Source organism: Kribbella steppae (assembly GCF_004342025.1).
In the GTDB taxonomy this organism is placed as follows: Bacteria; Actinomycetota; Actinomycetes; order Propionibacteriales; family Kribbellaceae; genus Kribbella; species Kribbella steppae.
This window is the reverse complement of record NZ_SLWN01000032.1, coordinates 1-6,142: the sequence shown is the minus strand read 5'-3', so window position 1 is coordinate 6,142 and position 6,142 is coordinate 1. Positions and strand designations below refer to the sequence as shown.

Here is a 6,142-nt window from a genome sequence, read left to right as displayed (position 1 = left end):
TGCTCGCTGCGCTGCGCGTGCTCCACGTTGACACCTCCCACGCACACGCTGTCACCGCGTCAATCGAGGGAAATGCCGTTCAGGGTCTATCAGCTCAGGCTCGGTCGCGTAGGCGGTTGCTCAGTGGCCGGAGCGGTCGGAGTCGGCTGCGGTTCGGGCGGTGCCGTCGAGTGCTGACAGCGCGTCCAGCTCCGCATCGGTCAGGTCGAAGTCGAAGATCGCCAGGTTCTGCTCGAGTCTCGCGCGGTTGGCGGACTTCGGAATCGGTACGACCTCCTGCTGCGTCTCCCACCGGAGCACGACCTGAGCCGGCGTCCTGCCATGCGCTTCGGCAGCCTCCCGCACCGTCGGGTGGTCCAGCAGGTCAGTGCCCTTGCCCAACGGACTCCACGCTTCCGTCACGATCCCGTGCTTCGTGTGGAACTCCCGCTCGGCCTGCTTCGCCCACACCGGACTCAGCTGCACCTGGTTGACCTCCGGTGCCACACCGGTCTCGTCGATCAGCCGCTGCAGGTGCGCCGGCTTGAAGTTCGACGTACCGATCGCGCGGACCAGACCAGCTTCCCGCAACGCGATCAGCCCCTGCCAAGCGTCGACGTACCGGTCCTGATCCGGATTGGGCCAATGGATGAGCAACAGGTCGAGGTACTCCACGCCGAGCTTCTCCGCACTCGCCTCGAACGCGGTCCGCGCCCCGTCCACACTGTGCCACCGCTTGTTGAACTTCGACGTCACGAACACCTCGTCCCGAGGCACCCGACGCAACGCCCGCCCGACCCCGACCTCGTTGCGATAGTTCTCCGCGGTATCCACCAACCGATACCCGACCTCCAACGCCTCCACCACAACCCGCTCCGCATCCCCATCCCCCAACGGAGAAGTCCCCACCCCAACTCGAGGCATGACAACCCCACCCGTCAACCGAACCCCATCAACCACATCCACCACCCTCTCAGCGCCAACCTCCCGCCACCGTACGCCGCCCCGCTCCATCCACCGTCCACACCACCCGCCGCCACACACGCCGCACACCACCGTCGGCCCCAACCCCGATCCGACCTGCGCTCCCCACCCGCCCGACCCACGACCCGGCCACGCCGGCCACCGCCGCACCAGCCCCACGCAAGCGCACACCACCGGCCCCACCCAGATCCGACCTGCGCCATCCACCCCGCCCGACCACGCCACAGACCGTCGGCCCACCTGGCCGACCCGTGTACGCCTGCTCGACCCTCGCCGTACACCACTGACCCCAGCCATAGACCCGCGCAGCACCCACCGCCCGTCCCGCTCCATAGTCCGACACACGCAGCACCAGCCGCCTGCCTCACAGCCGGCCTCCGGCCACATCACCCACAGCAGGCGCCCGCCGTAGACCATCGGCCCACGGCCGACCTGACTGCACGTGCGCGACCCCGCAGCCCGCCCCACGCCCAGGGCTGGCGCCCAGGAGACACCGCACGCCGTCCGCGCCCCTCGGCAGCGCCTCACTCACCGGCCCGTGCCACCCGCCAGCCGTCTCCCACCCATCCGCCCGGCGTGCACGGGTTCACGCCGGCGGCCGCTCCACCCCGGCGGGCGCGTCTCGTGGACCCGGCGACTCTCCATCCGTGCGTCCCGCCGACGCCGACCCGGGGGAGCCTGCCTGCCGCCCACGGGCTGGTCCGGGCCGTACGCCGTACGGCGGCAGAAACCCTGTGTGACAAGGCACACCGCCCACCGTGCGGACCGTCTCAGCGCAGCAGAAGGGGGGCGCGAACTGTCGGCAGCGTGGTTCATCATGGGTGCGGCGGGGTCGGAATGTGCGGGAGGGGTGGGCGAATGAAGAACCGGCTGATCACTCTGGTGGACCTCGGTCTGGACAGCTCCTTCGACGCGTCGATGACCTTCGTCCAGGGCATCACCGGGAACATCAACGCCGGCTGGGACCAGCCGGTGATCGACGTCAACTTCGTCCGCACCCGCGACCACGAGACCGCGTTCTCCGCGCTCACGACCCCCTCGACCGTCCTGCACGTGATGGCACACGGTGACCACAGCGAGGAACCGTCGTTCCTCTCCACCGACGGCAAGACCCAGGTCTCGCTGAAGTCGCTGGCTGACTGGTTTCTCGACCGCCAGTGGGGCATCTCCAGCGGCGTCGTGATCGCCGACGGCTGCAAGACCGGCATCGGCAAGTGGCAACGCGCCATCCGCGACTGCCTTCAGGACGACATCACCTACATCGGCACCAGCACCGTCATCGGCTGGTACGAGGCAACCGTCTTCTGCTCCGCCTTCTACGGCGCCCTGGTCCGCAACCGCGGCCTCGGCCGCAGCCCCGCCGAACAAGGGTGGGACGCCGCCAACCGAGCCATCCGCGCCTACGAAACCCTCACCGACGCCCGCTGCCCCTACAAACCAGTCCTCCTAACCCCCTCCCGCCGAGCCCTCCGCTCCCTCACCGGCTGACCGGCCCGCCAATCCCGCCGACGGCCGATCACGACATCGCGCCGAAGTCCGCCCCTAACGGCACTACACAACCGTCGGGCGAGCAGCCCGAACGCAAGTACCGGGAGCAGTTCTATACGGAGTAGGTCGGTGAGGCGGGCCGGATGCAGGGGACGCCCGCCCCACCGAGTTCGGGGGCGCATCTCACCCATCCAGCCATTGGATGGTGGTCGCGCCGTTGTGACCGTGGATCGTGAGGAGCGCGTCGATGCCGTCCGGCCAGATCGTCGTGGTCGGGTAGCGCCCACCCCAGTGCAGGGCCACCGTCCCGTCGGTCCACTCGACGCCCTCGGCGACGACGCCCGTACCGCTGACACCGGAGACGTCGACATGACGGACCAGCTGGAAACAGCGTGGCCCGGACTTGTTCGCGACTTTCAGATGACGCCGCCGCGGGATCGTCCGCGGCAGCGTGGTGGTTCGACCGCTGATCTCGTCCATGCCCGAAGTCAACGCCCGCGGCGGTGTCCTCACCAGGAACCGAACCGGTATCCACAGGGCACAAATTAGGCACTCTTTCGATGACCCGATCGCCGTAATCTGATTGCAAGGAGTGATCGACGCGCAGGGAGTGATACCGATGACGATCATCGAGAAATGGACCGGCCGGCACGCGCATGCCTTGCGCGATGCGCTCCGGTTGACCAACGAGGCCTTCGCCGAGCATCTCGGCATCGCGCCACGGACGGTCACGAAGTGGGGAGAGCGCCCCGACATGCTGCCGAGCCCGCAACTTCAGCAAGCACTCGACACCACACTGAGACAGGCGCCTACTGACGCTCGGGTCCGATTCGCCGCGAAGCTGGGGCTGGACGAGCCCCAGATCCCTCTCGACCACACCGTCATCAGCCAGCTCAACGTCGCCCTAGGCGACCTTGCCCGGGCCCTGGCCCGTCTTGAGTCTGCCGAGCCTGAGCGATCACCGGCACACTGAGTCGGCGCACGTCGTACTGAAGGGAGCGCGGGTGAGGCGACGACTGGTGAACTCGTCGAGTGTGCGATCGGTCGGCTGGTCCGACGGCATGTTGGAGCTCGAGTACGTCAACGGCTCCATCTATCAGTACGACGACGTCCCGCAGACCACCTTTGCCGCTCTGCTCGCGGCGCCCAGCATCGGCGCGTACGTCAATACCCACATCAAGCCGTACTACGACTACCGCGAGATCTGACCTGCACCGTTTCTGTAGGCATGCGGGCGGGAACTGGAAGGACGATCAACACGGGGGTGCGCTCAGCCCAGGAGGTGGACATGCGCACTCGTAGAGCAACTACGACCGGTTCCCGCACCGTGGCGATCCTTGTTGTCGTCTGGCTGCTTATTGGCCTGGCGGCCGCCGCCCAACGGAACTACTTTGCGGGGTCGGACGCGACGTGCGCCAAGGTGGGCACAACTCTGGTCACCATCGTCGTCGGCCCACTGAACTACGTCGGCGCGAATCCGAAGATCGACTGCTCAGCGCCACAGCCGTCGAGGTAGCCGAAGCCACGAGCCTGCCGCGGACACGCCGCGGCAGGCTCGCGTCGGCACGGCCACGATGAACCCGGGCGCCCGACCCGTCACGTCCGTAGGCTCCGAGACAACGAAGCCGAGGAGGGGCGGGATGAGTGTTCTGTACGACGAGATCGCGACGAATCTCGAGAAGTTCCAGGTGCCGGGTGCCAGTTGGGCGGTGATCGACGGCGGCGAACTCGTGGATACCGGTTGTGCCGGCGTCGTTCAGGCTGACGAGCCGGCTGGCGTCGTACCCGAAACGTTGTTTCAGGCTTGCTCGATCAGCAAGCCCGTCGCTGTGTTCGCGATGCTCCGGTTGGTGGACCGCGGACTGCTGGACCTCGATGAGGACGTGAACCGCCGGCTCACCTCATGGCAGGTCCCGCCGACGGGCGACTGGCAGCCGGTGGTCACCTTGCGGCAGCTCGCGAGCCACAGTGCGGGGCTGACTGTGCACGGGTTTCCGGGCTACCGCCAGGGGACTGCTCTGCCAACCACTGTGCAGATCCTCGATGGAACTGCGCCGACGAACACCTTCGGCGTTCGTGTCGACATCGTGCCTGGTACCCAATTTCGGTACGCCGGTGGCGGCACCGTCGTACTGCAGCAACTACTGGAGGACGTGACCGGGACACCGTTCCAGCAACTCGCACGGGAGCTCGTGCTGGAACCACTCGGGATGTCTGACAGCGACTACGCGCAGCCGCTAGCGCCTGCCCTGCACGACAAGGCCGCGACTGCGCACGACGAGTTGGGCCGACCTGTGCCTGGTCGTTGGCACAGCTATCCGGAGCTGGCCGCTGCAGGGCTCTGGACGACGCCAACAGATCTTCTGAAGTTCGCCGTTGCTGTCCAGCAGACTTATGCGGGAGCAGACGGCGCCCTGTTATCGCCGGAGCTCTCCCGCGAACTCCTGACGCCACAGATCGCTGCAACCGACCGGATCGGTGGACTGAACCATCTGGGACTCGGTCTGTTCCTTGGCGATGGGGGAGTGCGGTTCGGACATAGCGGGGGCAACGAGGGGTTCCGCTGCCATCTGCTGGCCTACCGGGACACCGGACAGGGCGCGGCAGTCATGACGAACGGCGACAACGGCAGCTGGGTCGTTCAAAGAGCCTTCGCCGCGATTGCCAGGACCTACGAGTGGGACGACTACTCGCCGGAGGTCGATGAGCCAGACCTGCCCACCGACGAGGCGATAGCAAGCCTGATCGGTACCTACAGACTGGACGGTCGGCTGAAGTTGGACGTGGCGCGCTGGGGCCGCGGACTGGAAGTGACCTTCGCCGGTCAGCCTCCTCTGCTCTTCGGGCCAACGTCGGCGACGAGGTTCGCCGCGGTGAACGCCGACACTGAGTTCGAGGTCCGTGAAGACGGCAGTCGGCTCGTCTTCATCCAGGGCGGGGCCGAACTGGACTGCACCCGGGAATAGCCGCGGAGGGGCGCCGGTTACATCTGATGCCGTCCGGTTCGTGACCCCGGGCCTCAACCTCAGCCGCTACGAGCGGCCACTCGCCGAGAGGCGTCTGCTGGACGGTGCGGTACGTGACAGGTGGGAGTCGGCTGACCGGCTCCCACCTCGTCTTAGAGCTCCAGGACGTGTCCTCCAGTACTGCGAGGTCCCAGGTCCATCCCGTACGACGCCGTGCCGAGATATCCCGTGGAGCCACGCTTGTGTGGTGGGGCATCATGGGGGAGCAGTCGCTCGCGGAGACGCGAGTGAGTGGTGTGACCAGAGGGACGACCACTGCCTCGCGGCAGGTGCCGGCTGACCGGTGCCGAGGGCGCTTCGCAAGGGTTCGGACAAGGTCCGGGACCCCGATTTGCATCTGCACCGCGAATGTCAGTAATGTTCTTCTTGTTGGAGCGAGACGCGGGACGCGAAAGCGGCCGGTCCTCTGACAAACTCCCTGAAGGTCTCGGAAGCCGAAACAAGCCTCGGCGGGTTTCGGTCACTGGGTCGCGCAGGGGGACTGGGACGAAAGAGGCCGATTTGACCGGCCCCGGACGAAACAGTAAAGTTGGGCGAGTTGCCCCGGAGCTTCAAACGAAAGTCTGAAGCGCGGTGTGCGTCCGATTCTTGAGAACTCAACAGCGTGCCGAAAGTCAATGCCGAAATTTGTTTTATCCCCGTTCACAGGCATTGGATGACTCTCC

7 protein-coding genes are annotated in these 6,142 nt (G+C 66.6%); 5 read left to right on the top strand and 2 right to left on the bottom strand.

Annotated elements, in window-relative coordinates; genetic code table 11:
* Positions 1-120 precede the first annotated feature (120 nt).
* The gene (locus EV652_RS43785) at positions 121-903 is read right to left on the bottom strand and encodes an aldo/keto reductase (protein WP_305000235.1); all 783 of its coding nucleotides are present in this window, start codon (positions 901-903) and stop codon (positions 121-123) included.
* A 918-nt stretch (positions 904-1,821) separates the two neighbouring features.
* On the opposite strand from EV652_RS43785, the gene EV652_RS43780 reads away from it, so the two are divergent.
* Positions 1,822-2,451, top strand: a complete 630-nt coding sequence (locus tag EV652_RS43780; protein WP_132217279.1) for a hypothetical protein — start codon at positions 1,822-1,824, stop codon at positions 2,449-2,451.
* Between the two features lie 183 nt (positions 2,452-2,634).
* Here EV652_RS43780 and EV652_RS44990 read toward each other — a convergent pair whose 3' ends face one another.
* Positions 2,635-2,931 (bottom strand): hypothetical protein, encoded by a 297-nt coding sequence (locus tag EV652_RS44990; RefSeq protein ID WP_242002366.1) that lies wholly within the window; start codon positions 2,929-2,931, stop codon positions 2,635-2,637.
* 139 nt (positions 2,932-3,070) lie between these two features.
* On the opposite strand from EV652_RS44990, the gene EV652_RS43770 reads away from it, so the two are divergent.
* The 4 genes from EV652_RS43770 to EV652_RS43755 all read left to right on the top strand — a co-directional run bounded on the left by EV652_RS43770 (position 3,071) and on the right by EV652_RS43755 (position 5,417).
* On the top strand, positions 3,071-3,424 hold the full coding sequence (locus EV652_RS43770; protein ID WP_132217277.1) for a helix-turn-helix domain-containing protein: 354 nt from the start codon (positions 3,071-3,073) through the stop codon (positions 3,422-3,424).
* Positions 3,425-3,455: 31 nt separating this feature from the next.
* Positions 3,456-3,659 carry a KTSC domain-containing protein gene (locus EV652_RS43765; protein WP_132217275.1) on the top strand — a complete coding sequence of 68 codons (204 nt, stop codon included), beginning with the start codon at positions 3,456-3,458 and terminating at the stop codon, positions 3,657-3,659.
* Between the two features lie 80 nt (positions 3,660-3,739).
* Positions 3,740-3,967, top strand: coding sequence for a hypothetical protein (locus EV652_RS43760; protein ID WP_132217273.1), 228 nt, complete (start codon positions 3,740-3,742; stop codon positions 3,965-3,967).
* Positions 3,968-4,091: 124 nt separating this feature from the next.
* Positions 4,092-5,417 (top strand): serine hydrolase domain-containing protein, encoded by a 1,326-nt coding sequence (locus tag EV652_RS43755; RefSeq protein ID WP_132217271.1) that lies wholly within the window; start codon positions 4,092-4,094, stop codon positions 5,415-5,417.
* The last annotated feature ends 725 nt before the right edge of the window (positions 5,418-6,142 follow it).